Origin of the sequence: Myxococcus faecalis (assembly GCF_050039385.1) — a bacterium.
Taxonomy (GTDB): domain Bacteria; phylum Myxococcota; class Myxococcia; order Myxococcales; family Myxococcaceae; genus Myxococcus; species Myxococcus fulvus.
The window spans coordinates 2,099,435-2,126,007 of the sequence record NZ_CP144336.1 but is presented as its reverse complement, the minus strand read 5'-3'; the positions used below and the strand labels follow the sequence as shown (position 1 = coordinate 2,126,007).

Below are 26,573 nucleotides of genomic sequence, written 5' to 3'. Positions count from 1 at the left end.
TTTCCTGTGAAAATAGGAAAGTCGAGCTAAGCGTGAGGCCGGTGTAACTCCACTGCACGACCATCGACGCAGCGGTTCAAGTCCGGCGTGCAGGCGCTCCACCTTCGTCGCGAAGCGGGACGAGCGTGGACGGACCCGAGCGCTTCGCCAGCGGCCGCCATCGCGGCGCTCATTTGCGAGCTGCCGTGACTTCGCGGGCCAGTGCGACGAACGCCGTGTGCGCGGCCGAGGCGTTGCGTCGGCCAGGATAGTAGAGGCAGAGCGGAGCGAGCTCCGGTGTCCAGTCCTCGAGCACGCGAACGAGGCGTCCCGCTTCGATGTCGCCGCGCACGTCCGGCTCCATGAAGAAGCCGAGTCCGATGCCCTCCAGGACCGCGATCCGCGAGAGGCTGGCCTCGTCCAGCGTGATGGGCCCCGTCACATCGATCAGGGCCGTCTGCCCCCGCTTACGGAGCTCCCACCGGAAGAGGCTGCCGTTCGGCAAGCGCACCCGGATACACCGATGACGGAAGAGGTCCGATGGGACGCGTGGCCGACCGTGCTTCTTCACATACGCCGGCGAAGCGACGATGGCGTGGCGTTGGGGCTCTCCCAGCGGAATGGCAATCATGTCGGTGGGCACGAGGTTCGCCATCCGCACGCCGAAGTCGAACCCTTCGGCGACGACGTCGACCAGCCGGCCTTCGGTCACGACGTCGACATGCACGTCTGGATGGCGGCGGAGGTACTCCAGCACCAGGGGCGCGAGGAGCTCACGCGCCGCGGTCGCAAAGGTGTTGATGCGCAGCATGCCGGACGGCTTTGCCTGCTGGGAGCGAGCCGCGTCCATCGCGCCGCGGATGTCCGCGAGTCCCGGAGCCACCTGTTCGACGAAGGCCCTGCCGGCGTCGGTCAGTGAGACGCTGCGCGTCGTGCGGTTGAAGAGGCGCACGCCAAGATGGGCTTCGAGCTTCGCGATCGCGCTGCTCATCGCCGTCGTCGACATCCCGAGATCGAGCGCCGCGCCGCGAAACGAGCTCCTGCGAGCGACGGCGAGGACGGCATCGAGATCATTCAGTCCGGGTTGATACATCGATAGTCCTGTGTTTCGGGATGCCGCATCCTATTTTGTCCCCATTGAGTGGGCAATCGTGCGGGCTTACTTCTTGGGTCATGACCATGCACCCATCCATTCGAGCCTATTTCGACGCGGGCAGTGCCACGCCGCTCCACGCCTTCGCGCCCGATGCCGTTGTCGAGGATGAGGGACATCGGCATGTCGGGCATGAGGCCATCGACGAATGGTGGCGCGACTCCCAGGTGAAGTATCAGGCCGTCGCGCAGCCGCTCGAGGTGAACGCGAAGGACGATGCCTGCGAGGTTCGCGCGAAAGTGACGGGTCGGTTTCCCGGCAGTCCCATCACGCTCACCTTTGTGTTCCGGACGAAGGGCGATCGGATCGCCGCTTTGAGCATCGGCGCGTGAGCCGTGATGCCCATTTCAACCCAGTGGAAGGAGATGACGTGATGAGAGGGCTAGAGGGTAGGCGTGCGCTCGTGACGGGCGGAACGAAGGGCATCGGCAAGGCGGTGGTCGCATGGCTGCGCGAGGCCGGCGCGACGGTGCTGACGACCGCGCGGGAGGGAGCGGGCGAGGGCTTCATCGCCGCCGATGTCTCCACGGCGGAGGGCTGCGCGCGCGTCGTGAAGGCCGCCGGAGCCGTGGACATCCTGGTCCACGTCGTGGGGGGAACGTCGGCGCCGGCGGGAGGCTTCTCCGTCCTCGACGACGACGCGTGGCAGAAGACGATCGACCTGAACCTGATGGCGGCGGTGCGTCTCGACCGGGCGCTGGTCCCCGGAATGCGCGAGCGCCGGACCGGCGCGGTCGTGCACGTGACGTCGATCCAGCGGCAGCTGCCGCTTCATGAAGCGACGACCGCGTACGCCTCGGCCAAGGCCGCGCTCTCGAACTACAGCAAGGCGCTCTCGAAGGAGGTCGCGCCGCAGGGCGTGCGCGTGAATCGAGTGTCACCGGGCTGGGTCGAGACCGAGGCCTCCGTCGGGTTCATGAGCGAGATCGCGGCGAAGAACGGCACCGACGAAGCGGGCGCGAGGGAGCTCGTGATGCGCTCGCTCGGCGGAATTCCTCTCGGGCGCCCCGCGCGTCCGGCCGAGGTCGCCGAGCTGATCGGGTTTCTCGTCTCGGACCGAGCGAGCGCGATCACCGGGGCGGAGTACGTCATCGACGGCGGGACGGTGCCCGTGAGCTAGCAGGCTGCTGGATGCCTCCGGTGCGGGGACGACCTCTCGCACCGGAGCAGGGTCTCCTGACCCGGTGAATCAGGAGCCTCGGGACGACAAGGGCAACTCCACCGTCGACTTCCACGGCGAGAAGAGAAGCAACGCCGCGCATGCCTCAACGACCGACCCGGAGTCGAGGCTGGCGCGCAGAGGATGCCGGGGATGACGTGCAGTGCTTCGTGGACTGGTACAACACCGGGCACGGACACTCCGCCAGTCGCTTCGGCACGCCCGACGACAGGCACTCTGGTCGCGAGGCTGCACTCCTTGCTCGACGCCACCGGGTATACCCGCGAGCCCGAGCCCGTCATCCCAAAACGATGGAGCCGCGTCACGCGCAACTGGACGCCGGCAGGCCTCGTCCGTCTCGGCCCCGCTCCGAACCTCACCTCGACCGTGCAGGAGATGAAGCGCATCAGATGAGCCTTCTCACGCGACATCTGCCTTGATGCGCACCGCTCATGCTCCGGTCCGCAGGTGGGTCTGGGCTTCAGGAGGGATGCCGTGTGAACGGCGGCGCCGAGCGCGAGCTCCCAGCTCGGAACAACAAGGCCGGCCATGGGGGCGAGCCCCACGACCGGCCTTGTTTCCTCGGCGTTCGACGCGGTCCTACCGCAGGGGCACACGCTTGAGCCTGAAGGGCGAGGGGCTCTCGCTCATCGTGAAGTAGCTCGCGCCGTTGGCCTCGTACTCCATCGCCTCACCCTGGCCCTCGGCGGTGTCGGTCAGCGTGACGGGCGTCGCGAAGATGGCCGACTCGAAGCCAAGTCCCGGCGTCGCACGGAACTCGTAGACGGTGCGGTAGGTGCGAAGGAGGAAGCGATCCGCGCAGGGGTGGATCGCCGCCGCGGTCGCGGCCGAGAAGTTGGCGTCTCCGTTCAGCGGCAGCTGGATCGTGTGGACGTGGATCAGCGTGGCCTGCACGCCCGGCGTCAGCGGCCGGGGGAACTTGTACACGCCGCTCTTCCCCGTGCCCCCGTCCTTGGTGACGACGTAGATGTCCCCGGTGGTGGGGTGCACCATCAGCGACTCCGCGTCCTTCGCGCCGTCCGGATAGACGAACGGGAAGGCCTCGGCGACGAGCCCCCCCGAGGTCTGGCCGTTGGCGAGATCCGGCTCGGGCACGCGGTAGATGGTGAACGACGTGGGGCTGCCACCCGGAGGGAAGTTGGCGCTCCACTTCCCGATGTCACCGATGAAGATGCACGAGCCGCTCGGGCAGGGCCCGGTCGCGAGGTCCTCCCAGTCGGCCGGCGTCACGTTGGTCACGTTGAACGTGCCGAGGGTGCTCGCGTTGAGGGTGTTGATCGCGACGATGGCGGTGGTGTCCTCGTTGTGCACGTAGAGCGCGTTGCCGACCAGGCGGCTCGCGGCCAGGCCCGAGGGCTCCACGATCTCCGGCGCGGTCACGGTGCCCTGGAGCGTGAAGGTGGTCGCGTACGTGTCGCCGACCACGCAGGTGGGGGCGTTGGCGGCGCGCAGGACGACGACGTGCGCGGTGTTGGTCTGCACGAACGCGGAGCTGCCGGAGAGGCCCGTCTGGAGGCCCGGCGCGGTGAGCGACCGGTAGGCCGCATTGAAGAGCAGTCCGTTGGCGTGACCCAGGCACGCGTCGAAGGCCTCGGTGAAGCCGAGCGGCGGCTCGATGCCGGTGGCGGGGCAGGTGGCGTCCGGCCAGACCTGTGAGCCGTACCAGACGGCGAGCCCACCCGCGCTGCCGGTCACCACGTCGGGCACGGTGAACGACGCGGAGTCGCCGTTCTTCTGGCCCGCGTGCACGTCGATGGGCTGGACCGGGTCGACGCCGCTGAAGGCCTCCACGCTCCCCGCCATGTGGGTGGTCGCGTCCAGTCCGAACGTGTAGCTCGTGGGCTCGGAGGCGCCCGCGACGCGGTAGAAGATCCAGGTGCGGATGGCAAAGGCGCTCTGCTCCGAGCGCAGGAACGTCCAGCCGGCGGGCGGCGTGACGGTCGCGGAGATGTTGTTGCGCACAATCACCCGCGCGATGAGCGCGTCGTTGGCTTGGGTCCCCGACGGCTTGGGAATCGACAGCGAGGCGAGCGACAGGCCGCTGTTGCGCGAGCTCCCACGCAACGCGACCCCCGAGGACGGCGCGACCTCGGCGCGGCGAAGGGCGACGACCTGCGCGACGTTGGTCTCGGCGAACGTCGAGCTCCCGTTGAACGGTCCCTGGAGGCCGGCACCGGCGAGGGGCATGAAGGCGGCGTTGAAGACGAGGCCCTGGGACGAGGACACCAGGCAGGTGTCGTAGGTCTCGGTGAAGCCCGCGGGGGGCTCGATCGCCGAGGTCGGACACGCGGCGCCGGTCCACGCCTGCGCGCCGAACCAGACGGCGGCCCCGCCCGCGGTCGAGGTGCTCAGCTGCGGCGTCGTGAAGGTCGTCGAGCCGCTGTTGCTCTTGCCGGCGTGTGTGTCGATCGGGTTGGTCGGATTGACGCCGGCATACGCCACGATGCTGCCGACGAGGTAGCTCGCGATGGAGCTCTGGAACGTGTGGCTCGCGGGCTCGCTGGCGGTGGCGACGCGGACGAAGACCCAGCCGCGGATGCTCCAGCTGCTCATGTCGGTGCGCACCAGCGTCCAACCCGCGGGAGGGGTGAGCTCGGCGCCGATCTGGTTACGGTTCGCAAGGTGCGCCAGCAGCACGTGACCGGCGGCGACGCCCGTGGGGGTCGAGAGGGTCAAGCTGGTGACCGTCTTGCCGCTTGCGTGCGCGGTGCCGACGAGGGTGATCTCCGCAGTGGCCGGCGGCTGGAGGGGACGCAGCACCACCGCGTGCGTGATGTTGGTGTTGGGGAGCGTGGAGCTGCCGGTGAAGGCGGGCTGGGCACCGGCGGCCCCGAGCTGCGAGGTGGCGGCGCTGTGCAGCACGCCGCGCGTCGACGAGACGAGGCAGGTGTCGAGCTGCTCGGTGAAGCCCGTCGGAGGGGTGTGGACCGCGGGGCACGCGGTGCCTCCCCAGACCTGGGCCGAGAACCACACCGCGAGGCCGTTCGCGGACGACGTGGTGGCGACGGGCAGCGCGAGGCTCGCGCTGTTGCCATTCTTCTGGCCGACGTGCACGTCGATCGGCTGGAGCGGATCCGCGCCCGACACCGCGACCAGGGTGGCCGCCATGGCGCTGGCGACGTCGAGGGTGAAGGTGTGACTGCTCGGCTCGGCCGCGCTGGCCACGCGGAGGAAGAGCCAGGACTTGATGGCCGAGGCGCTTTGCTCGGAGCGCAGCAGCGTCCAGCCAGCGGGTGGGGTGGCGACGGCGGTGACGGCCTCGCGATTGCTCAACTGCACCACCAGCACATCTCCGGCGGCCGTCCCGACGGGGGTGGGGATGGAGAGGGTGGCGGTGGCCAGGCCGCTCGCGCTGGTGGTTCCTCGCACGGAGAGCGTGGAGAGGTCCTGGGCCGTCGTCGCATCCTGGACGTCGTCGGGCTGCGCGAGCTCAGTCGTTTCGCAGGCGGCCATCAGCAGGGCGGCCGCGAGCCACAGACTTCGGAATGGAGTCATGGTGTTTCAATCGGGGTGTCGACGCACCGGACTGGAGGTCCGGGAATCGGCCATGTGAAGGACCCTGAAGTGCGAAGCGCAATCGACTGTCATGACACGGGAAAATTGCCGTGAAATGGTCGGGATTGTCGGGTGTCATCGAAAGAAGGTGGCAGTTCTGTCCATGTGGTCACGCTGAGTCCTTGGAGAACGAGAAGCCCAGGGATATCTGCGCGCGGTGCCAAGGGATGAAGGGCGGTCAGCACCCCGAAGGGTGGGCCTTGAGGCAAGCCTCGTGAGCGTGGCTGTGACAGGCTCGTGACGTCAGCAGAACGGTGGAGTTACACCGGTCTCGTTGAGTCCCGGCGACTTGGTGGGTCAAGCCGCGGTTCGGTACCTCTTCTCATCGTTGGCGGGAGACTGGTCGCCGAGGGCGGAGTGCCTCCGGCGCAGGTTGTACCAGCCGTCGATGTACTGGACGACAGCCATCCTGGCCTCTGCGTGAGTCATGATGGATGACGTCTCGGGGCTGGCGCTGGGCGACGGCCATGTCCAGCGCGGCGATGACCCACTCCGACTTCAGGTGGGTGGCCATGGCCCAGCCCACCACCTTGCGACTCCACACGTCGATGACGACAGCCAGGTAGAGAAAGCCCGCTCCTCGGCCAGGCTGCTCGTCGTCCGTCCCGCCTTCGCCAACTCGACGATTCGCGCTCGGAGCTCCGGCGGGTATGGAAGTTGTTGAGCGGACTCAACGAACCCGCCGCAGCTCCATGGATTGTCGCGGGATGCCCGGTGGTGCGCCATCACCGGCTCAGGGTGATGACAACGTCGGACGAGAAGGTCCGCGCCCTCATCCCGACCCTTCGGTCGCCAAACAGGCATTGTTCCTTGCAGTGGTCGAAAGCGCTCCCGTCCCCGGGGATACAAGCGGTGAGCGCGTCCCCGCCCCAGCCTGCTCCATCATCGGCCTCGGCCATGAAGTAGACCCACGATTCCTGCGTCGTGAGGACATGGACCTCCTGATTCAGGCCGATTCCCCACCACCCGCGTGTCAGGTGCCCCCCCAGCGAGCCCCCACAGGCGGCGGTGGCGGGGAACGCGATGCAAATCCAGATGAATGAACCGTAGGTGTTGCGGAAACGCACCTGCCGGTTGCTTGCCTTGGTTTCGCCATCCAACGACCCAAGCAGCGGCTGGGTCATCAAGTCTGGGCTCGCCGTAGGAACGCCCTGGATGATGCCTGGGGGCTCGTATGCGGTGTTGAACCGATTGGGACCAATCCGTGGGCGCGTCTGATAGCCGCGCCCGGGCGAGGGGGGGACACCGTAGGGCCCGGTTGGGGCCGGGAGGTCACTCCCCTCTGCGGCCCATGCCTTGGACGGCAGCACGGGGAGCACCCCGCCGGCGCCCATGCCTAACACCGCGCCCGCGCGAAGAAAGCTCCGCCTGTTCATTGAAGGCCTGTTTGATTGATGCATACCAGTCCTCTCCGACTCGACGAGGCCTTGTCGGAAATGGCCGCCTCGTGCCTGAACTGACTTCATGCAAAGCAGCGTGCCTCGCATGCCGTTCCGACCGTCGGCATGTAAAGGATTTGCATCTTAATGAATGGCACGTCCGGGCCTTGGGCCTCCCCATGGCGTCTGTCTGGAACCCGACAGGCGTGTCCTTCCGAGGCAGTGATTGTGCCAACAGGGGGGCTGACTCAAGAGTGTGCGGCGTCGCCCTTGGCGGTGTGCCTCAAGCGGAGCCGCGGAGCTGCTCCACGTAGGCCTGGGCGGCGGAGGCCTCCACGCCATGCAGTCGCGCCATGTCGCGCGCGATGGCGGAGGGGTCATCTCCCATGCGCAGATGCATGCGGATGTTGTGCTCGAAGGGCTGGAGGATTCGCAGCGCGTCCGCGCCTCGGGCTTCCTTGACGACGGGCGCCGCGCGCCGGCGCGAGCGGCCCATCTCCGCGCGGGCCTGCACGTAGGTGACGATGTTGGACAGCAGGTAGTACCAGGTCACGAAGAAGGAAATCGTGCCCCACCAGCCCAGGGTGACGTTGCGCAGCGTGTGGTGCCAGAACGCCCTGCCCAGACACCCTCGGCACAGGTCGGCGGCCGTCGTATGGGAGCGCCGCGCGAACAACATGCCTACGTTGTGGTGCAGCTCAACAAAGACCGTCGTCTCGGACCGGGAACAGTGGTCGCATCGCATGGCGGCGCACCCTAATGGGTTCCTCGCCCGCGTTCGAGTCCACGGACTCAAGCCCGAAGACCCGGGCGACCCGCGCAACTCCAAGGGACATGGGAGAGCACCTGGAACACAGGCCGGCGGGGCCTTCACACGGCGTCCCGGTTTCAGTGGGTCCTCCACCATCAGAGGTGTGGCTCCGGAATATCCGAGTCCAGCGAGAAGTGCGCCTCAGCGAACGCGTCATTGCGTGCGCAGTCCTGATTCGAGCCAGGACGAGGGACGCTTTCCCATGGTGCCCACGTTGACGGCCGCCCTGGGACTGAAGGGCGAGCGCCCCCTCAGCGGCACCCGCGATTGCAAAGACGTGGTGCATACCATTGCCTCCGTCAACACCGTGACGGGCGAAATCACCAGCCGGTTGTATGGCAGCCGCACCCGGACGCGCCGGAAGGACGGGCTGTCCAAGACGAAGCGGATGCAGGTGGCATTTGCCCACCACCTGCTCGACGTGGCGCGGACCTACCCGGCCGACGTGTACGCAGCAGTCGTCATCATCATCGACAATGCGCCTTGGCACCGAGGACGTCCGGTGGACTGGGCCCTGCAACGCTACCCGCACCAGACGTTGTACCGGCTGCCGTCCTACAGCCCTCAGCTTCAGTCCATTGAGCGGCTGTGGCGACCTCTTCGCCAGTTCGCCACGCACAACGTCCTCTTCGACGAGTTGACGCAGTTGCTGCACGCTCTGCGCTCGGGGCTCGGCTATTTCCGCGCCCGGCCCCAAGCCGTGCTCCGTCTCCTCGGCTCTCGCTGGAGCCCGAGTCAATCAGCCGAGGCGTGAATCAGGGCGGTGGCTGGCCTCCCTACCAAAGCAACTCGACCTTGGCTTTTCGCAGTTTCATGAATCTTGAGAGCTCCGTCCGTGAGGCGAACTGCAGCTTGTTGCAAGAGACCTCCGCGCCGCTTTCAAGAATCTCATTCCAGGTGGCTTTGCCGGTGGGCGAGGGCAGGACGTCAACAACGGCTCGAACGCCGCGAAACTCGATGTTGGCGTCTGTCTTGCTTTGTCGGGCGTGAAACCGACCCATGCTGGCGGCCTGTCGTTTGGCTGCGGCCGCGTTCACCGCCTTGATGAGGACGATGTTCTCCCAGACATCCACGGCCGCCCGATTGGCACGCGCCTTCGGCATGATCACCAAGACGATGTGGGCCGAAAACCACTTCTCTCGCGCACGCTTAGCCACGGTGACCACGACAGTTCTCCTTACATGCCCCGGCCAGTACCGTCATGACTTCAATCCACAGAGTGATTCTGTTCGTCACGGCGTTTCCAAGGCAAGACCCCATGAGGCTTTGTCAGACAGTTCAGGTTCGGTGAGGTGCGTCTACTTCCCGGTCGAGCGCTGCAGGACCGCCGCGAAGAAGGCGTCCGTGCCGTGCAGGTGGGGCGTGACGACGAGGAAGTCATCGCGAATGCACTCGTCGGGGAGCCAGCCCTCGCCAGGGCGCAGGCGTTGGAAATCAGGGCGTGAGGTCAGGAAGGCCGTAACGACATCCTGGTTCTCGGCACGATTGACGGTGCAGGTGGCATAGACCAACTGGCCTCCTGGGCGGAGCAGCGCCGCGGCTTGGTGGAGCAGTTCAAGCTGGAGCGGTGGGAAGCGCGTGAGGACGTTCGCGGTGGCGCGGAAGCGTTGATCCGGCCCGCGGCGAAGAGGTCCGAGCTCGGAGCAGGGGGCGTCCACGAGTACGCGGTCGGCGTCGAGGCCCGGGGAGGGTGGCGCCCTGAGGACCTGGACGCGCGTGAGCCCCGCTCGGGAGACACGTTGGAGGAGCCGGTCCAGTCGCTCGGGGTCTGGGTCATGGGCGAGGAGCCGACCGGAGTCGCGCATCTGTGCGCCGAGCAGGAGCGTCTTGCCTCCGGCCCCCGCGCACAGGTCGAGGACGGTCTCTCCGGGGCGGGCATCCAGGAGGAGTCCCAGGAGCTGACTGCCCTCGTCCTGGACCTCGAATCGGCCCTCTCGGAGGGAGGGCAACGCATAGAGGTTGGGACGGGGCCCGTCGACATGGAGGGCCAGTGGACTCCAGGCTCCAGGGCGAGTGGGAAGGCCCTCGGCGCGCAAGCGGATGGCCAGGTCTTCCCGGGAGTCGCGGAGCGGATTCACACGCAGGGTGATGGGGCCTGGGACGTTGAGGTGGGCGCAGAAGTCGTCTGCCTCCGGGCCCAGCTCCCGCGCGAAGTGGTCGGCGAGCCAATCCGGAAGGGAGTGCCGGAGGGCGAGCGAAGGGGGCTGGGCCGGATTCAGCGGCGGAATCTGGTCGGGCTCGATTCCAGCCAGGGCGGCTGCCTCGGACGCTGGGCGCCGGGCGAGGCCCTGGAGGAATGCGAAGAGCAGGCGCGACGGGGGCGCGTTGGCGTGGCCCAGGAGGAAGTCGAGGCGGCGGCGCCAGAGGGCGACGTTGTAGATGACCTCCTTGAGCGCCTGGCGTTGGGGACTGGAGAGGGTGCGATGGGTCCGGAGCGTGCGGTCCACGACTCGCTCGGCCGGAGAGCCAGCGAGCACGAGGGAGATGGCCTCCGAGGAAATCGAGGCAAGCCCCGCCAGCGCGGACCAGGGTTGGACCTGGAGCCGGGAGAGCGGATCAAACGGGACTGTTGACAGGGGCGGCTCCGTTCTCTAGAAAGCGCGTCATCGCTGCGGCGCGGTTACCACGGCGAGGACATATTCCCTGATAGCTCAGCCGGTAGAGCGGGTGACTGTTAATCACTAGGTCCGTGGTTCGAGTCCACGTCAGGGAGCTAAACGAAGGGTCCTACCAACCGGTAGGGCCCTTTTTGTTTAACAGAGCCTCGCGATGACATCGCGGGGTCTTCGTGCTTAACCCCTTGAATCACAAGGGGTTTTTGCTTGCGGCGGTGAGAAGGGCATTCTTGGCTCTCGCTCCTGCAGAGCAAGATGCCCCGCTTCTCCGCCGCCGACTGGGCTCTCTGGACCGCTCTTTCACCCGTTCAGGGGAAAGAGCGGCCAAGAGCGGTTAACAGTTTTGTTAACCACCGAGGGCGACCGATTCTAACAATCCGGGGTTTTCGATGTCGTACCTTCCAGGATTGCGTCATTTCCATCTTTCGGAAGGCTGAAATTGGCCACCTGTTAACCGCGAGAGCGAAGAAGGGCTCGCCGTTACTCGATATTCTCGATTTTGTCGCGCAGCGCAGACTCTCGGAGACGACTTTCAGAAGCTCATGGCCGAGTCCTCGGCACGCCTGCCCCGCCTCTCTGGTCGTGCCCACGCGCTGCAGTAGCTCTGGCTGGGCAAGGAAGGACGGCCCGAGGATGCACCCGCGTTCGCCGGCTCCTGTACCGAGCCGTCCAGAGGCCCGCGCAGAAGTTCATTGCGGCCAGAGTAAGGAGATGTAGGGTGACGGGTCGCTGGGGCGATTCATACCCAAGGTGTGTGTCCCCCTTCCTCCGCCGACGTCTACCTCCGACGTCTACCTCGTTTGGGGTATTGCCGCGCCCGACGCCCGCTTCGCGCTCGGGGGAGCGCCCCATCAAGGATGCGGCTGCAGAGTGACACGGCCGCAGTGCGGGGGCCGGCGCCGGGGCTGTAGGTACAACCCACTGGCCGCCACTCGGACCTCCCTGGCAGCACGTGGGCCTGCTCCTTTCAGTCGATGGGGTCGGTCACGGCCTCGATAGGCGCGGGCGTCGTCTCGGTCTCCTACACCTCGCGCCACCCCGGATTGACGGATTGGATGTGATCCGGCTCGATGGGCTGACCGAGCCTCGGCATGATGAGGGGCGCTGTGGCGGAGGCGAGCCGCACGAGCGTCTCCGCGGGCTCGTTCCACGCGTGGATGGCGAGCTTGAAGGTGCCCCAGTGCACCGGCAGGAAGGCTCCCCCGCCGAGTAGCGCGTGCGCGCGCAACGCGTTCTCGGGGCCCAGGTGCCGGGTGAGACGCCCATCCGAGTCGGAACGCCGGATATTGATCGCGCAATGCGGTAGGTAGCTACCATGAGCGAGGAGCGTGAGCAGGTCGCCGGACGCCTCAGCGTCATCAAGGAGCGGATGACGAAGGCGTTGAAGGGCTTCAAGAGCGGCCTTCCTGAAGGCGTCGACGAATGGGAACTGTCGTCGCATAGCCCAGACCAGAAGCTGTTCCCGGTGCCGGAGCTCGTCCTGTTCGGCCTGCGGAACGTGATGGGCTTCGAATGGACCGGCAAGGGCGAGAAAGTCAGGTGGACCGTCCGCGCGACGGTCGACGGCGAGCCATTCGCCTTCGCGTGGCAGAAGTTCGGTTTCAGGATACTCGCCAGACGCGAGGTAGCGCCGGACCTGCTGAAGCGCGTCGCAGGGCAGCTCTCGGGCTCGCTCAAGTACCTCGAGCCGACGCTGAATGCCTTGGCGGAGGCGCAGATCGACGAAGGGAATCTGACGCTCGAGAATCGGATGAGCCTGCACGAGGACCGCTACCGCTACTTCCGGGACCTGGCGGACAAGGCGTTCAGGTTCAAGCCAAGAGCGGGGAGGAAGAAGCCGGCCGACGACATGGCGATCTTCGCCGACATGACGGAGGGGATGAACCGTCTTGTTGACGCCGAGCGCCGCGGATTCTTCGCCTCGGGCGCTATGGTCGACGCATGGTTCAGCGGGCTGGAGCACCGGATGTTGCTGCTAAGGGCCTTCCTGGGCAGGCCGTTGGCCAAGGGCAGTTTCAGGGCGTTCCTGAGTGCGAAGTGGCGGGACCGCCTGATCGATCTCCACGACGGCGTGGTGGACGCGAAGCTCGACCGGCTTCTCATGAAGCTGTGCGAGGTCAAGGAGACGATCCGCAACCCATTGGCACACGGCGGCGTCGAGAACGATGGGGGCGCCTTTCACTTCCATCTACCCAGCGTCGGCGCCGTGCCCGCGAATCTCTCGCGTAACCGCGGCCGGCTTAAGATGAGCTTCTTCCCGATCGAGGCAGGCAGCCACGCCGAGACCTGCAAGCTGTTCGACGCAGCCGACGAGCACCTCTCAATGGGGATGTTCAAACTCCCGAACGAATTCATCCGCTGGGGCATCGATCCCCGGTTCGATCAGGATGCGCTGTCGAAATACGGCATCGCGATCGCCGAAGGCGAGGATGCCGTCAAGGCGCTGATCGACAGGCTGAACTATGAATGGGAGCGGCACGCGAACATGGACTATTGAGCCGCCTCATCTCTTACCCCTGCAGCCGTAGTTCGGAAGTCTCGCTCCGCCTCCTGTTTCCTGAACAGGAGGCGGACTGCAGCGTCTCCCGAACTAGGGCTGTAGGACTAAGTCGAGGTGACGGACGAGACCTGGTGCTCTCCACGGTGCCGTCCTCGGGGTGGCTGAGGTGGTGCCGCGCACAACAGGGCCCACTCTCCAGGTACTAGAAGAGCGATTCGGCATTACCTCGGCCCGGGCCGCACGCGCCGCTCAGCGGCGTGATGCGGCTGATGAGCTCGCGGACCAGCTCGAGGCGGGCTGCGTGCACGTCGTCCTGCCACACGTGGTCCTCACGGTGGAGGGCCTGGATGTGCCGCCCCTCTAGGCCGTCAGCGACAAGCAGCTCGCCTACGCGCGCGCCGTCCGCGCGAGTGCCGTCCATGGCTTCTTCGCCACGATGCTGGCGCGCGGCGTGAAGTTGCCACGCTCCAACGTCGAAGAGCAGATGCCGATGCTTGGCGGCTGGGTGCAGAGCTTCCTGCGTGCGGAGACGGAGAGCCGCTACTGGCTGGACGGCTGTGCGCGCGGATCCGGACGTCGGTGTGTTGGGCGGGGCCTTCCGCGCGGCGCAGTCCGCGAAGGTGGAGCTGCCCGCGGACCCGCTGCTCCACATCGACCTGGCGTGGCCATGAGCCTGACGGTGATGTCAGACCATCTGGTGTGCTGCTCCTGGCCGCCACGCCCAGGGCACAGGTGCAGCAGCAGCCCAGGGGCGTCGATGGGCTTTCCCGACTGATTGCTCGCACACTCCGACGGCCGTCCTCAATCGTGGTCGCCGAGCCCCGCAGGCGCCCGTGGACAGGCCACTTGGTATGACACTGTGCGTCATGTTGCGAGTTGGCAGCACCCATGCAGGCATGTGGTTGACAGGATGCTTGCATCTTGTCATTCTGTCCTACATGTCATGGACGGCAAGTGAAATCCGAGCACTCCGGGAGCGACTGCGGATGGAGCCCGCGCAGTTTGCGTCCCTGCTTGGAGTGGACCTCCGAACAGCCCATCGCTGGGAGACCGGCGAAGCCAAGCCCACGGGGGCTGCGGAGGCCGTCATGACGGGGCTGCGGGAAAGCCTCGATAAGCGGCCAGATGCCGGGCCAGCTCTCGCGAAGTTCGTGCTGGGAGCCGCTGCGGTGGGAGGGCTCGCGTACCTCATCGTGAAGCTCTTCGATGTGGCAGCCGAGAAGGAGAAAGGAGGTGGGAGCGAGGGTGAGAGCACGCCCTCGGGCCCGAACGCTTCGGGCGCTTCGTGACGAACGCCGGGCAATCAAAAAGGGGATCGCGTTGGCGCGCGACCCCCCTCGTTTGATGCTCGGCACGGCACCTGACGATGCTGGCCAGTGCTACCGCAAATGCTCTGGGCAACAGGTAGGCCCTAAAGGGGCTCTCCGTCAAGGTCGGGTGTCGCTGGACGTGGGACTGGGTGGGGATTCAGCAATGCAACGATCTGACTCAAGACGAATGCGGCGGATGGGCCATGGCCATTCGCGCCGAACGCTGATGGAGAAGCAAGCGATGAAGGTAAATTTTGGAACGGCAGTGAAGTGGGTACTCGGCGTGGCGGCTGTAGCCTTCGTGGGCGGCGCCTACTGGGTAGGGAAGAAGCCGCTGGCGTGGCTCCGGGCCGAGTTGCAGCGGGAGAACCAGCAGCGGCTGCAGGCTGAAAATCAGGCCGCAATTGCGGCCCGGGAGGCGCAGCAGGCGCAGCGCCAGGCGGACGCTGCGCGTCAGCAGGCAGAGGCGGCCCGCGAGCGCGAGCAGGCTCAGCGTATGCGCGCAGAGCAGGCGGAGGCGGAGGCGACGAAGCAGAAAAAGCAGGCTGAGGTCGCCGCTGCGGAATCTGCCAAACTGAAGCAGCAGCTCACCGTCGTTGAGGCTGCGCAGTCGGATGCCACCGAGGACACCAGTAAGCCGGTGGCCTCCGCTTAGGAATGAAGGCCCTCCTCCTCAGGTTGGAAGAGGGCCTTCCATCCACCTGGGGTAGGAACGTTTCACTCCGGAGGACGCGCTGAGCTGAAGATGTCATTTGAGCGTCTCGCTCGCGCGGATTGCCGCACTGCCTGACCCGGAATCGACGCACCCATGGCGTAGCGACCGGGTCTTGGGGGGAACAGGCGCACCCTGGTGTTCAATCGCCCTCTTCGTCAGGACTCACTGCGCGGCCTGCTGGCTGGTTCCTGGGAGCTGCTGCCGCCAGAAGGAGGCTCCTGAGTTGCCTGGTTCGAAGATGACCGCTGCCGATGGTTTAGGAGCCGAAGGAAGCACGCTGCATGGAGTGCTAGCGCTGCTTCTGATGGACCGCCGCGGGCCAGCAGTCCATGACAAACACGGTTCCGGAGGTTCAGTCCGATGGGTTCGTTAAGCAAGTTCCGCAGGTACCGCCGCCACGGTTCGGGAAAGTTGCCTTGGAGCTGACTCATCAGTTCACCAAGCGCTACGACACCTCCTGTTTTAGCTCCATCAGGTTCTCGTATGATGACCGCGCCGATGATAATGCAGAGGTCACGAATGATGGTCTCAAGCCGAGGAATAAGGACATGAAGTGCGTCGTCGAACTGGTTGTCTAGGTAGAGAAGAAGTGACCGGCTAATTCGTTCTGCAATCTCCTTGGAGATGATGTCAGTTGTGAAGAAGACTGTCGCTTCTTCCGGTGAGGGGCGTTGGTGTTTGTCGAAGATCGACTTCAGGCACAGCGGCGCCAGATGGCCCCAGAGATGAATCTGCCGAGTTTCAAGATCGATGACACCAGCTTCAAGATGTTCCTCTGGAGTAGAAACTCGCCGAATCGGCCGCCCCTCAGAATCCAGGACAAATCGTTCGGCCATGAACTGCAATGGATAGTTTCGCATTAACTTTTGTGCTGTCGAAATGTTCTCCTCTGGCGTGTCTGTAGGTGGTCCGTGCCCCCCAAACCGACGTAAGCACTCACGCCAGTCCACGCCGCCACTCATGTGACCTAGCAGCCAGTCTAGAGCCTCCTGCGGAAACTCAACGGAGAATTCGTGAACATGGAGGCCGAGCGATTCTGGCCGCACGTTCTGCAGCTCAGCGCGTGCGGTTGCTACGAGATCTCGGAATCCGTGCTGACGGGCAACCTCCAGTGCTTTCTGGAGAAAGACATGCCGCTGAAGGCCTGATGAGGCTAGCGCGACATCCCTCCATCGTTCCGCTTTGTCGCGAGCAGCGCGGATTGCTTTTTCTGGTGTCTTCCGTGCCCAGTTGGCCTCTAGGTCTTTTATGGATTCAAATAGGTGCGGGTCTGCGCCATATTTCTGCGCTGCTTTTTGGAGTAGCGAATCAATCTCGGCTGGCGGGGCCATGCTGGATGCTGGTGTGAGCGTTTCGATGAGGCGGAGAGTCACTCCTGGCGCTGGCTTTTCTTGAGCTAGTGCTTCCCATGCAGCAGAGATAATTTGAGTCACAGCTCTGGTGGCACCCTCCTGGTCATTCAGTGCGAGGGTGAGTTCGAGTGCTCGAGCTAGGCACTCGGCGCGAAGAATGGGGTGCCAATCACTCTTCCCGAGGTCGAGGTACGAAGATATGGCAACGCGAGCCCTTTCATGTGGCTTGGGCTTCCATTTTCTTGTCCAGAGCAGGTCATTTAGGCGCGAGGAGACGATTGGGTGCTTAATGGTATCCGCGAGCCGGGCCCATTGGCTTAGCGTTGGGTCGGGGATTGTTTTGAGTGGGGGTGGGTATGCGTGGCCTTGTGTTGAGACCGCCGGTCCGAACTCGCCCCACTGCTCGCGTTCTTGGGCGCGTGGTCCCGCATGAAGTACGTAGTCAAATGCGATGATTGCTGCCGAGGCAGGATCATCTTCTTGAGGATTTGTGGGGCGTCGAAGCGCATCCGCCAAGTCAGACCAGCGTTCCGCTCCCGAGATGGCGGTTGTCAATTGGGCGGCGAGGATTTCGTCAAGGTTCATACCGTCCTCATGTTAATGCTGGGCTCCCTTGATAGCGCACATCGCCTTCCCACGGTTCGTCGATGTAGGACAAGGCGCTTCTGTCCTAGCTTACCATCTCCAATCTTCCTGGAGAGTGGTGCCTCGGGCTGCCTCTTGTGCCACCCAAGAGCTCCTGTTGGCTCTATGCTTGAGTGATGGCCCGGTTCACAGTAGTGCTTGATGGTTGGGACCTCGTACCGCGGATCTGCCAGGACCTTCGTGCCCCTGGCGTATCGCCTGTGAGTGCCGTCGAGCGCGCTCTGGAGGCGTACCTTTTCGAGCGATTCGAAGAACGGTTGCGCGAGCGCCTGTGCAAGCCTCCTGTCGTCCGACTGCCCGAGTATTTTCAAAGTCGCTTCGCCACGCTGCCTGAGCTGGTCGATAGTGGGTACGACACGTGGTATATGGAAGTGAGATTCTCTACCCTGCCGGCAGATGTTGTTGAGGCAGTGGAGATCGAGGCAACCGGTCTTGAGGTGCGACCAATCAGTTATGGCTTTGGAGTCGAGCGCACTACACAAATGAGTGTCCGGCCGCTCAAGCGGCAAACGAACCACTGCTTTCGTATCAACCATCTCGTTCTGCCTGGGTCGCTTTTCGGTAAGATTCTTGCCCGCCTCCGTGATGATGGAGATCACCAGCAGCCATTGATTGCGAACTTTAATCCTGGGCGCCTGCTTCAGGGTTATCGGTCGGTTTCGTTTGACCATATGCTTACCGGAGTTCGCGTGTTCTGTTCCTGTGCGAAGGCTGCGCATGCACAGATGCTGAGTGAGGTCGCGAACCTGAAGCCGCGATATACAGATGGATCATGGCCGCATCAGGTAGAGGAATTACTCGCGCCTGCTGTATATCAGGAAGGGGTCTGTCACCTTTGTGTTGCGCGTGCAGGGGCGGCGGAGCGTCTGCGCCGCTATGGCACGAGCATCGAGACGGGTTTCGCAGCCTACGTGGATCAGGTGCGGATCGACATGAAAAGCGACGAGAAGACCGCGAGAGCAGAGGTGCAGCAAGTTCTTGGACTGAGTCGCTGGGTTCGAGAGGCCGCCTTGTATGGGGTGATACGAGACCTGTTTCCGAACTACCGAGTCCTGCGGGAGAACTCGCCTTCATGGCTTGGCCGGATGCGGTTGGATATATTCTTGCCGGAGTTAAATCTCGCTGTTGAGCACCAGGGCGAACAACATTATCGTCCGCTGGAGGTCTTTGGGGGGAAGCGCGCCTTTGCTCAGACGAAGGAGCGCGACGCCTTGAAGAAGCGTCTGTGTGACGAACACGGAGTTGCAGTGGTCTATGTCCGGTATGACGCAAGCATCTCCAAGGGCGCCATGCGTCAGCGGTTGCAGCGCTTTCTTAAAGAGAAGTAAGTGCGAGTTCGCCGCGTGGTGGGGCCGGTCCCTGGCAAATACTGTCGGCGAATCCGCGACTTGCGCTCTGCAACGCTGGCTTGCTCCTGGATGTGGGCGGCCCCGGTAGGCAGGCGATGACCTGGACGAAGGCGCGCATTGGGAGTGCTCCCCGGTCATCGACGAATGCGACGCGCCACCGCACGCTTCCTGGGCGCGGGAGGCGGCACGCTACGCTGTCATCTTCGGACTGCTCTTGGAGGCGAGGGCTCCCCGCTCCGAATCGAAGAGGCGCGTCGACGCGACGCACACCTGGACCTGCCGGTGCGCGCCGTCTACCTGCTCGGCCCCGTGCCTGTCCCGGCGAGGTCGCCCGAAGCTGGCCTCGGCAGGCGCGGCGCGGTGTAGCGCCAGGCGCGCGGGTACCTCAAACGCCAGCACCACGGGCCTCGGTTGGCTCTCTCCCGGTGGGAGTACGTCTCGAAGCGCTCCACGTGGCGATGGAGGCGGCCGGCGTCGTAGGAGCGGCCCGTCTTGCTGTGTACACGCGCATCCGCGGAGGAGCTGCCCGGAGCCGTGCGCTCCGGGCAGGCACAGCACATCAGGTTTCACGCCTGCCTGCGTGGCCCCAGGGGCTTCAGAGCGGGACGACCGCGAATCGCGAGCCGGGATTGAGCCGCTCAAGCTCTGCGCGGCGGGCCTCGGCGGCGTCGGAATCTTCGAACGCGTCGTTCTGCCAGGCAGCCTTGGTGGGCGCCATGCGGCTGATCGAACCGTCCTTGTTCACCGACTTCACCATGAAGCGCTTGGTGGCCTTGGCCTGGTTCGCGCGCATGGTGGTGTAGGCTCGGAAGGCGGTGGTGCTTTTAATCTTCATCGACGTCCTCGCGCTCTGCGTGGGCGTGGTTGCCCGTCGCGAAAGGCATACACACTCTTACTTCCGACTGAAGCAAGTCCTATTGGGCTGGAGGACGAGCGAACTTGAGGCCTGCGAAATGCTCGCGAGAATACGCGAGGTTGCACCCCGGCATTGGCGCGACTGGCTCCGGCCTCGGTAAGTACATTGGGCACTCGGCCGAGGGGGCGGGCGCGATAGGGCACGTCATCCGCTGGGACCAGGGCACCTCCCTGGAGGAACCGCCCTGGAGTAGTGCGCTTCAAGGGACAATTCCTTGAGCGGGACGCTCTTCTACGCAGCGGAATCAGTCATCGAGGTAGCCCGTGAGTGGCAGGGGTGGTGCTGTGACGGTCGAGTAGACTGGGCCTGTTGGGTCGAGTTTGTTTGGGTAGGAGGAAAGTTCTCGTCGAAGGAACTTGCTGCCTGGGGCGGGCCTAGCTGTGCTGCGGCCCTCCATGTCCGACTTCCGCGAGGCCCTTGAATCGATTTCGGAGTCCCCTTGCTCCGAGCATCCTGGCTTCTCCTCCGCCCTGGCCTGTACGCGTTGCGGCACCTTCACCTGTGCCTTCTGTGCTTCGTCCGGGGCGGGCCTGTGTCTTCGGTGCTTTCATGCGGCTCCGGAGCTGGCGACGCGCAGGGCCCGGCTCGCGGCCAGCCTTATCGACGGCGCCGCGCTCGTGCTCCCGTCCCTGCTCCTGGGCGTGCTCCGGTGCCTGGCCATTCCGGACGAGGCGGCGATGAAGGCTCCAGCCGTCTACACTCCGGCGCTCCTCGTGTTGCTCGTGCAGGCGAGCCTGATTCGAGGCACTGGCGCGAGCCTCGGCAAGCGGCTCTTGGGAATCCGAGTCGTCCGAGGGGACGGACTTCCGGCGGAGGTGTGGCGCATTGCCCTGCTGCGGAACGCACTCCCGATGGCGCTCTGCAGCTACTGCGGCTGGTTCGTCCTCGTGGACGCCCTCTTCATCGTTGGAGAGGACCGGCGGTGCCTCCATGACTGGGTGGCCGGCGCCCGCGTCGTGAAGGACCCTCGCGCGCCGCGCTCGTTCGCTGCGCGGTTCGTGACTGGCTGATGCGTTTGTTCCGGAGTCCCTTCACCACGAAGGGGGATGAGAGGCGATGACATGGTGGGAGAGGTGAAGTCCGGGCGCCCGCGCTGGTTGGCCGGGCTCGTGTGTGCGGCGGTGGCGCTGTCCCTGGGGTGTGCCCGGTCGTGGAAGCGGGAAGACACCACGACGTGGGAGGGCTGCTGCTTGGGGGCTGACGCGTGCCTTGCGCTGCTGGAGGAAACCCACGGCCCCGACACGGGGAGAAGTGGCTGCCACCGGAGCAGGCGTGTGCGGCCTGGAAGCTGGGGCGCGAGGGAGAGGACGTCGTCCCTCGGCTGATTCCGCTGCTTCGGCACCCAGAGCGTCGCGTGCGCGGCGGTGCGGCGCAGGCGCTGGCGAAGCTGGAGGGGAAGGCCACGAGCGCCGTGTCCGCGCTCCTCGAGGCGTATGCGCGTGAGCCCGGTGGGGTGGTGCTTCACACACTCGCCTCGCTTGATGACGAGAGAGCAGCGCCAGCCATTGTGCGCCACCTCCTGGAGTCGCCCACGTCGGCGCTGGAGCACCTCGGCCCGACATTGGCGCCGGTGCTGTTGGATGTTCTGGAGGACCCGGAGTCGAACTGGGAGGCGCTGGTGCTGGTGCGCCACGTCCTCTCCCGGCGCGCCTCCATGTACTCGGCGACCTTCGTCCCGCGCCTGCGGACGCTCCTCGCGCGGGAGCTGGAGGCGCCCACGCTCCGGCGCCCACCCGGGACGTCCTGCCCGTCGGCGCCTGCGCCAGGCTGCGAGGCGGTTTTCGACGGATGCACCCCGCGCGCAGCCTACGTGGCGTCCGTGCTGGCGGCCCACGCGCGCGAAGGGGCGAAGGGCGAGCCCGAGGCGCTGTGGGCGCTACAACGGGCGGATGCGCGCCTCACACCCGTGGCGCCGCAGGCGCTGGTGGCCTTCGGGAGCCCTGCTACGGTGCTGGGCGTCCTCCAGCAACTCGCCGTGCCTGAGTGTCGTGCCCGGGCACTCACGAGCCTTGCGTCCCTGGGGCCTGTGGCGCGGCCAGTCGCGACGGAGCCCCTGCTGCGGCTGCTCGCCACGGGGGAGGAGGGGTGGGAGCGCGCACGGGCCGCAGAGGCCCTTGGGCGCGTGGGAGACCCGGCGGCCCTCGAAGTGCTGCGCCAGGCGGTGTACGCGCCGCACAGCGAAGTCCAAGCTGCGGCGGTTGATGCGCTGGGTAGCTATGCCTTCCGAGCGCATGCGGAGGAGCTGAAGCTGCTGCTGCAACAGGTGGTGGCGACGCACGTCTCTCCGGTGGCGCGGAGCCACGCGAGGTTGGCCCTGGAGGGGCTCTCCGGGCAGGAGGTGCAGCCCGCGGAGTCCATCGACTGCGCCCGCCTCATTCCGATTCCAGGGCGCCATGGGGAGTGGACGCTGCGCGAGGGGCACGCTTCCGGCCAGTTGCACTGGGACAAGCCGAAGGCGCCCCCACCAGGGAGCCCGTGTGCCTCCGTGCCAGGAGGGGACTTCGCCTCCGTCCTCGAAGCCATGGGGGAGGCCTGCCTCGTCGGGTGGGATGACGGGGAGTTTGGGGGCACGCTGGAGGTGCATGAGGCGGGGCGGGTGACGGTGATGGAGGAGCCCCATGCCAACCCGCTGCACGTCGTGCGGATGCACGGCGCCCTCGTGGTGGTGGAGGGCCTCGCGCACCTGTTCGGCGGCGTGGGGAGTCTGGTGCGTGTCGACGCGTCCGAGGGGCGGTGGCGTGCCACGCCTTGGGTGACTCTCCCAGGCGCGCCGATGGCCTACGCGCTGGACGAGGCGGGAGACCTCGTGGTGGGGACGACGGACCAGCGACTCGACGCAGTCGTCTGTGGTCGGGCTGGCACCTTCGCTCCCGCCCACGTGGTGCGCGTCACGAGGGACGGGCGCCTAGCCCCCGTCGAGCCGGACGGACGGCCCTGAAGCTACCGCGTGGGAGAGGGTGGCCCTCCCAAGCCTTAAGGCCCGTGACGCCGGGCTGCTGTTGCCGCTGTCACGGAGGCACGTGTGCCGGCGCTCGTCGGAGGGGCGCACCGGGCGAGGATGTGCTTCCACCCATTCCGCGCTGCTGCGGCTTCCCGGACGAACTCCAATACCTCGCTCACTGAGACACGCTCATCGCATGGTGCTGCGCTGGCCACGTAGTCGTCGGCGAGCGCCATGCGTGCCTGGCGGCTGCCGCCGGTTTCGAGGATGCGGCTGTACGCCTCGCAGGCATAGGCGAACGTCTCGCGCTTCCGGTAGTCGATGTCGAGGAGCCACTCGCGCCGACGTGTCTCGGGCAGGCCCGCCGTGCGGCGCTTGCAGTTGTGGAAGACGTGGGCAGCTTCATGCACGAGGTAGTCAGCGAAGGGGGACGTCTCGTCGAAGTAGGAGAGGGAGACGTAGCACGTGGTGCCCTCGCTGAGGCCCAGGAGGAGGGGGGCTTCCTCGCCGAGCAACTCGGCGCCGACGCTGAGGAGGTAGAGGTTGGCCAGGTCCCAGGCCGTGCTCAGCCAGGAGGACTGGCGCAGGACGTGGCTGATGTTGGTCGACGTAAGGAAGACGACGGACTTCTCCAGGAGGGAGATGACGGCGCCCTGTTCCAGGGCAGGGAAGAGGCCGCGCACCATGGGCGCCACCTTCCGCCGCGTGAGAGCGACGATGTCGAGCCCCCGGAGTCGCTCGTCGGAGGGGCGCGTCACTGTTCGCCGCTGCACCTCCTCGACGAGCGCCCGGCGAAGCTCCTCATGCGCGCGTCGCTCCCGCTCAAGGCGGTCGCCTGGCCAGGCGCGGCAGTGCGCGTCGTGCTCACCCGTGCGGAGAAAGTGTTGGACGTCGTCAGCCGTGCCCATGAAGGGAGGCAGTTCATCTCGCGGCAAGGACGGTCGCAACTTTCGGAGCGACGGGAGTAATGGAGCCTGCTGGCACGGCGCCTGCTTCGTGGGCCTCTCAGGGACATGGAGAAGCGGCGGGCGCTCTCGGAGCGACTTGGACGGGCGGAGATGGGGTTGCAGCTTGCGCGCGCGATGAGGGACGGCAGTCCGGAGTCCCGGATGCTGCTGGTTCAGGCGAAGAGGGAGTATGGCGACGCAGAGGCAGCGGTGCTGGCGGAGCTGGGTGCCCGCGCGGCTCTCTCGTTGGTCGAGGAGCTCGAGGCGAGCGGAGGACTACCGTTGCGCCTGTGAGGCAGGGGCGCTGCGGGCCGGGGGTATGTCGACGAGGTGGTAGGCCTCACCGAGGCCGGGCAGCGTCCGGACGACGAAGCCGCGCCTTTCGAGGACTCGTCGGAGCTTGAGGTTGGGGGGGGGCGCATCGCACCGCGTGGACTACCCACTCGATGCGTCCGATGCCCCTCGCCTGTGCGAACCTTCGCACCAGCCTCCAGAAGGCAGGGAGGACGCCCTCCCCGCCGTTGTCAACGTGGGCCAGCTCCACGAAGAGGGTGTCGAACTGAAGCCGGAAGCGGCCGAGCAGCTCTGCGGTGCCGATGCGGATGACGACGGCCTCACTCGTCAGTACGAAGGCCGCAAGCTCCTGCTCTGTCAGGCGGAGCACTTCCTCGGCCGTGTAGCCCTCGATGAGAATGGGCGGGGCGCCTCCAGTCATTTCACCCTCGCGTCGCCAGCCCCTCGCGAACCATCTCGTCCACGAGCGAGGCGGCCTTCTCCTCGTCGGTTTCGCCCTGCACACGAAGTGCGACGGACTCGAAGCGCTGGGCATTGGCCACCACCCAGTCGATGTACTCGGGCAGTGAGAGGCGCTCCACGCCGAAGGCGACGTCCTGCATTCCCTTCACGATTTGGACAGCCGTGCCCTGAAAGACGCGCCCGTCGCGCATGACGATTACCATGGTTTCCTCTCCTTCAGGTGTCGACGCCAGCAACCGGACTCGATGATGGGGCGGCCGGCCAACCGCTCCTTGGGAAGCAGGTATGCCTCGACGCGGCCGACGTCGTCGAGGGTAATGGGGGTGCGCCGGTAGAAGCTGGGGTGGCTCTCGAGCCTGTCGAGCGCCGCCAGCATGAGCGCGTCGACTTCGTACACTTCGCCCTCGACGACGTGGTTGCCTCCGGAGGCGAGGGCGGGGAAGTGCCCGTAGTCGTGGAGGGTGAAGCGGGGCGGCGTCCGCGCCGGGCCGATGAGGCGTGCGCCGCGCAGGAGTCGGTGGTTGGGCTCGCCGGACAACAGCGTCCCGTAGACGAAGACGCGCGTCGAGGTTGGGGTGCGCTTCACGCTTCAATTCCCAGGGCGGCCTTGAGGACGGCGCGGTTGAAGCCCAGGCGCTCGTAGGCGCGCCAGAGGACCTTGAAGTAGCGGATAGCGGGCGCCCATGGCTTGAAGCTTGCCTCGGGCATCAGGTACACCTGCGCGCGGCGGCGGCGGCCGGCCATGTCCGTCACCAGCCGGACGGCGCGTTTGTACACGAAGGGGTGCCCCTCGAATGCATCGAGGGCTCGCACGTCCTCGGGGGTGAGCCGGTACAGCAGACCCTCGACGTGGGCGCCGCGCACGCGCTGGAGGCTGGCGACGGCGCCGCCCCAACTGTGGCTGTACCCACCAAACACCAGGGTGTGGCCGGGAAGGGTGGCCCGGGCTTCGACGGTGGCTCCAGGGCAGCGCGTGCGCATTTGGGCCAAGTCAAGGTTGGAGCCGTAAGCGAAGTAGAGCATGGCGTTCCTCCTTTTGTGGGTGGTTCCGTATGGTTTCATTTCAGCGTTTCTTATGTGGGTGAGGGGCGCTCGCCCTTTGCTAAAGACATACACGCTCTGGTTCGGCGTTGAAGCAAGCGCTGTTTGAAGGGGCGGGAGGGGCGGGCCCGGGCTCCCTCCTGGGAAGTCCCTGGGGCCAGCGCAGGCGGGCGCCAGGGGCCCTGGCGCCCGTGAAGGCCCTGTCACGCGGCGGCCATGGCTTCGGCGGGCGCGCCGCCCTGCGTGGGCCCAGTGCCGCCCTGCGCGCCCTGGGGGCCCTCGTTGCCGGGCGAGCCGTCCTCGTCCCCGCCCGAGCCGCGCCTGTCTCGACGCGGCCCCTTCCAGGCGGCGCTGCCCTCCAGCTTCTTGAGGAGGTGGAGGCGAGCCGTCTTGAACTCCTCGCCGATGAGGCCCAGGTGGAGGAGGAACACCCGGAAGTCGTACTTGGCGGTGGCGGGGTTGAAGTCGCGGCGCTTGCTGGAGGCTGCCTTCGAGGCCAGGGCGCGAGCGGCGAGGGCCAACACCAGTTGGACGTAGGACTTCACCTCGCCTGCGTGCACCGAGCCGTTGAAGTACCGGAATTCAATCGTGCCTCGGAAGAAGAGGCTGTTGAGGTTGAGGCCGTGATAGCGGCTGGAGTCGTAGCGCGCTGGCGTCGGGTTGCGACGCCCGTACCAAGCCTCGTTCACATCCTGGAGGGTGCGCGGGCGCCGGGCCTCCAGCCGCTGGAGGAAGGCTCCGTCGATGGGCTTGCAGAAGCGGTTCAGTCGCGCGGCGCTCACTCCGAGGGCCGTCTCCAGGAGGCGCTCCTGCTTGTGCACCATCTTCACGAGGTTGGTGACGGCCTTGGCGTCGAAGCGGCTGCCGTCGACGTGGATGTGGATGCCACACGTGGCGTCGGCGCGAGCGCCAACCTCGCGCACGGCGCGGACCACCGACTGCAGGGCGTCCAGGTCCTGGTAGGTGAGGATGGGAGAGACGATTTCGCCGCTGTAGGTGCTCCCGCTCAGTGAACCGTCCGGCACCACCTTCCAGGCGCGGCCCTGGGCATCCGTCACCTGCATGCCCAGGTAGTTTGCGGAAATCCGTCCGCCCACCACGCTCTGAATCGCGTTGGCCAGTTTCTCGCGGCCGGCGCCAACCGTCTCAATCTCAATTCCAAACCGGAGCGTCTTCATGGAGTTTGCCTCTCGCATTCGCGCGGGGCTGTGGCGCCCGTCGCGAAACACATACACGCTCTGGTGTGCAGATGAAGCAAGTCCAGTTCGACGGCTGGGGTGGTGGATTTTTGGTGTCTGGAATAGTCGCGAGAATCCGCGGGGTTCCACGCCGGCCTCCTGTGGGAGGCGCTCAGTCCGGCGTTTCTGGGCTCGGGGCGGCAGGCGGAATTCTAGTGTGTGTGATTGCTCCGACGACAGGCCAGGGGTGG

The 26,573-nt window shown here is 66.0% G+C and carries 23 protein-coding genes, 1 tRNA gene and 2 pseudogenes; 10 read left to right on the top strand and 16 right to left on the bottom strand.

The features are described 5' to 3' along the window. Positions 1-169: 169 nt before the first annotated feature. Positions 170-1,072 carry a LysR family transcriptional regulator gene (locus VZQ01_RS08345; protein WP_223750535.1) on the bottom strand — a complete coding sequence of 301 codons (903 nt, stop codon included), beginning with the start codon at positions 1,070-1,072 and terminating at the stop codon, positions 170-172. An 86-nt stretch (positions 1,073-1,158) separates the two neighbouring features. Between VZQ01_RS08345 and VZQ01_RS08340 the strand changes: the two genes are divergently transcribed. Further along, positions 1,159-1,464, top strand: coding sequence for a nuclear transport factor 2 family protein (locus tag VZQ01_RS08340; protein ID WP_426747469.1), 306 nt, complete (start codon positions 1,159-1,161; stop codon positions 1,462-1,464). A gap of 71 nt (positions 1,465-1,535) precedes the next feature. Further along, positions 1,536-2,252: an SDR family oxidoreductase gene (locus VZQ01_RS08335; protein WP_426747468.1), complete on the top strand. Its 717-nt coding sequence runs from the start codon at positions 1,536-1,538 to the stop codon at positions 2,250-2,252. A gap of 639 nt (positions 2,253-2,891) precedes the next feature. Here the strand turns inward: VZQ01_RS08335 and VZQ01_RS08330 are convergent. The 4 genes and pseudogenes from VZQ01_RS08330 to VZQ01_RS08315 form a co-directional block, all read right to left on the bottom strand. Beyond that, complete coding sequence (locus VZQ01_RS08330) at positions 2,892-5,807, bottom strand: cell wall anchor protein (RefSeq protein WP_223785976.1); 2,916 nt, start codon at positions 5,805-5,807, stop codon at positions 2,892-2,894. Between the two features lie 357 nt (positions 5,808-6,164). Continuing rightward, positions 6,165-6,444: pseudogene (locus VZQ01_RS08325) on the bottom strand (DDE-type integrase/transposase/recombinase); the annotation flags it as partial. A gap of 148 nt (positions 6,445-6,592) precedes the next feature. Then, a complete protein-coding gene (locus VZQ01_RS08320) occupies positions 6,593-6,991 on the bottom strand; it encodes a hypothetical protein (protein ID WP_223750648.1) in 399 nt (132 codons plus the stop codon). A gap of 538 nt (positions 6,992-7,529) precedes the next feature. After that, on the bottom strand, positions 7,530-7,925 hold the full coding sequence (locus tag VZQ01_RS08315; RefSeq protein WP_223750538.1) for a hypothetical protein: 396 nt from the start codon (positions 7,923-7,925) through the stop codon (positions 7,530-7,532). Positions 7,926-8,259: 334 nt separating this feature from the next. On the opposite strand from VZQ01_RS08315, the gene VZQ01_RS08310 reads away from it, so the two are divergent. Continuing rightward, complete coding sequence (locus tag VZQ01_RS08310; protein ID WP_370640420.1) at positions 8,260-8,811, top strand: transposase; 552 nt, start codon at positions 8,260-8,262, stop codon at positions 8,809-8,811. A gap of 22 nt (positions 8,812-8,833) precedes the next feature. Here the strand turns inward: VZQ01_RS08310 and VZQ01_RS08305 are convergent, their stop codons facing one another. Both VZQ01_RS08305 and VZQ01_RS08300 read right to left on the bottom strand, forming a co-directional pair. Continuing rightward, positions 8,834-9,223 (bottom strand): hypothetical protein, encoded by a 390-nt coding sequence (locus VZQ01_RS08305; protein ID WP_223750539.1) that lies wholly within the window; start codon positions 9,221-9,223, stop codon positions 8,834-8,836. A 132-nt stretch (positions 9,224-9,355) separates the two neighbouring features. Then, positions 9,356-10,558 carry an RsmB/NOP family class I SAM-dependent RNA methyltransferase gene (locus tag VZQ01_RS08300; protein ID WP_223750640.1) on the bottom strand — a complete coding sequence of 401 codons (1,203 nt, stop codon included), beginning with the start codon at positions 10,556-10,558 and terminating at the stop codon, positions 9,356-9,358. 139 nt (positions 10,559-10,697) lie between these two features. Between VZQ01_RS08300 and VZQ01_RS08295 the strand changes: the two genes are divergently transcribed. Beyond that, positions 10,698-10,770: transfer RNA gene (locus VZQ01_RS08295), tRNA-Asn, on the top strand. Between the two features lie 923 nt (positions 10,771-11,693). On the opposite strand, the gene VZQ01_RS08290 is transcribed toward VZQ01_RS08295, so the two are convergent. After that, positions 11,694-11,900, bottom strand: a complete 207-nt coding sequence (locus VZQ01_RS08290; RefSeq protein ID WP_426747467.1) for a hypothetical protein — start codon at positions 11,898-11,900, stop codon at positions 11,694-11,696. 87 nt (positions 11,901-11,987) lie between these two features. Here VZQ01_RS08290 and VZQ01_RS08285 point away from each other — a divergent pair, with 87 nt between their 5' ends. Continuing rightward, complete coding sequence (locus VZQ01_RS08285; RefSeq protein WP_426747466.1) at positions 11,988-13,169, top strand: hypothetical protein; 1,182 nt, start codon at positions 11,988-11,990, stop codon at positions 13,167-13,169. 205 nt (positions 13,170-13,374) lie between these two features. Here VZQ01_RS08285 and VZQ01_RS08280 read toward each other — a convergent pair whose 3' ends face one another. Next, positions 13,375-13,593, bottom strand: coding sequence for a hypothetical protein (locus VZQ01_RS08280; RefSeq protein WP_426747465.1), 219 nt, complete (start codon positions 13,591-13,593; stop codon positions 13,375-13,377). A 565-nt stretch (positions 13,594-14,158) separates the two neighbouring features. Between VZQ01_RS08280 and VZQ01_RS08275 the strand changes: the two genes are divergently transcribed. Together VZQ01_RS08275 and VZQ01_RS08270 are read left to right on the top strand one after the other, a co-directional pair. After that, positions 14,159-14,461, top strand: a complete 303-nt coding sequence (locus tag VZQ01_RS08275; protein ID WP_095957570.1) for a helix-turn-helix domain-containing protein — start codon at positions 14,159-14,161, stop codon at positions 14,459-14,461. Between the two features lie 247 nt (positions 14,462-14,708). Further along, on the top strand, positions 14,709-15,137 hold the full coding sequence (locus VZQ01_RS08270; protein ID WP_426747464.1) for a hypothetical protein: 429 nt from the start codon (positions 14,709-14,711) through the stop codon (positions 15,135-15,137). A 215-nt stretch (positions 15,138-15,352) separates the two neighbouring features. Here the strand turns inward: VZQ01_RS08270 and VZQ01_RS08265 are convergent, their stop codons facing one another. Then, positions 15,353-17,134 (bottom strand): DUF7380 domain-containing protein, encoded by a 1,782-nt coding sequence (locus VZQ01_RS08265; protein WP_426747463.1) that lies wholly within the window; start codon positions 17,132-17,134, stop codon positions 15,353-15,355. A 260-nt stretch (positions 17,135-17,394) separates the two neighbouring features. Here VZQ01_RS08265 and VZQ01_RS08260 point away from each other — a divergent pair, with 260 nt between their 5' ends. Continuing rightward, complete coding sequence (locus tag VZQ01_RS08260) at positions 17,395-18,522, top strand: hypothetical protein (RefSeq protein ID WP_426747462.1); 1,128 nt, start codon at positions 17,395-17,397, stop codon at positions 18,520-18,522. Between the two features lie 616 nt (positions 18,523-19,138). Here the strand turns inward: VZQ01_RS08260 and VZQ01_RS08255 are convergent. Continuing rightward, positions 19,139-19,378 (bottom strand): hypothetical protein, encoded by a 240-nt coding sequence (locus VZQ01_RS08255; protein WP_426747461.1) that lies wholly within the window; start codon positions 19,376-19,378, stop codon positions 19,139-19,141. Positions 19,379-20,076: 698 nt separating this feature from the next. Here VZQ01_RS08255 and VZQ01_RS08250 point away from each other — a divergent pair. Together VZQ01_RS08250 and VZQ01_RS08245 are read left to right on the top strand one after the other, a co-directional pair. Beyond that, entirely contained in the window at positions 20,077-20,469 is a 393-nt protein-coding gene (locus VZQ01_RS08250) for an RDD family protein (protein WP_426747460.1), read from the top strand. 51 nt (positions 20,470-20,520) lie between these two features. Continuing rightward, positions 20,521-22,397: pseudogene (locus tag VZQ01_RS08245) on the top strand (HEAT repeat domain-containing protein). A 35-nt stretch (positions 22,398-22,432) separates the two neighbouring features. Here VZQ01_RS08245 and VZQ01_RS08240 read toward each other — a convergent pair. The 5 genes from VZQ01_RS08240 to VZQ01_RS08220 form a co-directional block, all read right to left on the bottom strand. Continuing rightward, positions 22,433-23,158 carry a hypothetical protein gene (locus tag VZQ01_RS08240; RefSeq protein ID WP_426747459.1) on the bottom strand — a complete coding sequence of 242 codons (726 nt, stop codon included), beginning with the start codon at positions 23,156-23,158 and terminating at the stop codon, positions 22,433-22,435. Between the two features lie 905 nt (positions 23,159-24,063). Next, positions 24,064-24,294, bottom strand: a complete 231-nt coding sequence (locus VZQ01_RS08235) for a hypothetical protein (RefSeq protein WP_426748943.1) — start codon at positions 24,292-24,294, stop codon at positions 24,064-24,066. 5 nt (positions 24,295-24,299) lie between these two features. Continuing rightward, positions 24,300-24,689: a gamma-glutamylcyclotransferase family protein gene (locus tag VZQ01_RS08230; protein ID WP_426747458.1), complete on the bottom strand. Its 390-nt coding sequence runs from the start codon at positions 24,687-24,689 to the stop codon at positions 24,300-24,302. Next, complete coding sequence (locus VZQ01_RS08225; protein WP_426747457.1) at positions 24,686-25,126, bottom strand: gamma-glutamylcyclotransferase; 441 nt, start codon at positions 25,124-25,126, stop codon at positions 24,686-24,688. The genes VZQ01_RS08230 and VZQ01_RS08225 overlap by 4 nt, the downstream gene beginning before the upstream one ends. 221 nt (positions 25,127-25,347) lie before the next feature. Then, on the bottom strand, positions 25,348-26,322 hold the full coding sequence (locus VZQ01_RS08220; RefSeq protein ID WP_426747456.1) for an amidoligase family protein: 975 nt from the start codon (positions 26,320-26,322) through the stop codon (positions 25,348-25,350). Positions 26,323-26,573 lie beyond the last annotated feature (251 nt).

Bases quoted from the DNA above. Each gene is read 5' to 3' on its own strand.
- VZQ01_RS08280 (WP_426747465.1), bottom strand. From the start codon at position 13,593: ATGGACGGCACTCGCGCGGACGGCGCGCGCGTAGGCGAGCTGCTTGTC.
- VZQ01_RS08225 (WP_426747457.1), bottom strand. From the start codon at position 25,126: ATGCTCTACTTCGCTTACGGCTCCAACCTTGACTTGGCCCAAATGCGC.
- VZQ01_RS08310 (WP_370640420.1), top strand. From the start codon at position 8,260: ATGGTGCCCACGTTGACGGCCGCCCTGGGACTGAAGGGCGAGCGCCCC.
- VZQ01_RS08255 (WP_426747461.1), bottom strand. From the start codon at position 19,378: ATGAAGATTAAAAGCACCACCGCCTTCCGAGCCTACACCACCATGCGC.
- VZQ01_RS08275 (WP_095957570.1), top strand. From the start codon at position 14,159: ATGGAGCCCGCGCAGTTTGCGTCCCTGCTTGGAGTGGACCTCCGAACA.
- VZQ01_RS08235 (WP_426748943.1), bottom strand. From the start codon at position 24,294: ATGCGCGACGGGCGCGTCTTTCAGGGCACGGCTGTCCAAATCGTGAAG.
- VZQ01_RS08330 (WP_223785976.1), bottom strand. From the start codon at position 5,807: ATGACTCCATTCCGAAGTCTGTGGCTCGCGGCCGCCCTGCTGATGGCC.
- VZQ01_RS08220 (WP_426747456.1), bottom strand. From the start codon at position 26,322: ATGAAGACGCTCCGGTTTGGAATTGAGATTGAGACGGTTGGCGCCGGC.
- VZQ01_RS08340 (WP_426747469.1), top strand. From the start codon at position 1,159: ATGCACCCATCCATTCGAGCCTATTTCGACGCGGGCAGTGCCACGCCG.
- VZQ01_RS08345 (WP_223750535.1), bottom strand. From the start codon at position 1,072: ATGTATCAACCCGGACTGAATGATCTCGATGCCGTCCTCGCCGTCGCT.
- VZQ01_RS08315 (WP_223750538.1), bottom strand. From the start codon at position 7,925: ATGTTGTTCGCGCGGCGCTCCCATACGACGGCCGCCGACCTGTGCCGA.
- VZQ01_RS08320 (WP_223750648.1), bottom strand. From the start codon at position 6,991: ATGACCCAGCCGCTGCTTGGGTCGTTGGATGGCGAAACCAAGGCAAGC.
- VZQ01_RS08285 (WP_426747466.1), top strand. From the start codon at position 11,988: ATGAGCGAGGAGCGTGAGCAGGTCGCCGGACGCCTCAGCGTCATCAAG.
- VZQ01_RS08270 (WP_426747464.1), top strand. From the start codon at position 14,709: ATGGAGAAGCAAGCGATGAAGGTAAATTTTGGAACGGCAGTGAAGTGG.
- VZQ01_RS08265 (WP_426747463.1), bottom strand. From the start codon at position 17,134: ATGAACCTTGACGAAATCCTCGCCGCCCAATTGACAACCGCCATCTCG.